Origin of the sequence: Dietzia papillomatosis NBRC 105045, assembly GCF_001570845.1 — a bacterium.
Classification (GTDB): Bacteria; Actinomycetota; Actinomycetes; order Mycobacteriales; family Mycobacteriaceae; genus Dietzia; species Dietzia cinnamea.
On sequence record NZ_BCSL01000133.1, the window covers coordinates 1 to 513 of the forward strand.

General features: G+C 76.6%; 1 protein-coding gene. It reads right to left on the bottom strand.

Annotation, left to right across the window (positions count from 1 at the left end):
• On the bottom strand, positions 1-492 hold a 492-nt coding region (locus DPA01S_RS16150; RefSeq protein WP_232303226.1), incomplete at its 3' end, for a DUF222 domain-containing protein.
• Positions 493-513: the final 21 nt, after the last annotated feature.

Consider the following 513-nt stretch of genomic DNA (forward strand, 5'->3'; position numbering starts at 1 on the left):
CACGGAGATGCGGATCGGTTGGTCGGTGCCCCACGAAGCCCCAGGCCGCGCACGACCCGCGCCAGCGCCAGCGTCGGTGCCGGTGGCGGCGGTGCCGGTGGCGGCGCTGCCCGCGGCGGCCGTGCCGGCGTCGGCGGGGTGGTCGGGTAGGGGGTCGGCGATGTCGGTGGTGTTGGGATCGCCGAGGGCGACCAGGGCGTCGGCGCGTAGTTGGTTGCGGGTGCGGGGATGGCCGGACTCGGCGGCGGCGCGGGCGACGGCGTCGATGCGGCGGCGTAGTTTCTCGGCGTCGCCGGAGGGCAGGTGGGCCCACATGCTGGTCATGCCGTCGCGTTCGGGGCGGAACCGCACGGTGCGCTTGTCGGCGGCCGCGTCGACCGCGTCGCCGGCGCCTTGGGGGTCGTGGCGTTCGCGGGAGGCGTCGACGGTGGTGTCCAGGGCGGTGCGGCTCGGTCGGTGACCGCCGGCCAGGTCGCGGGTCAGGCGGGCCACGACATCGGATTCGACACCGCC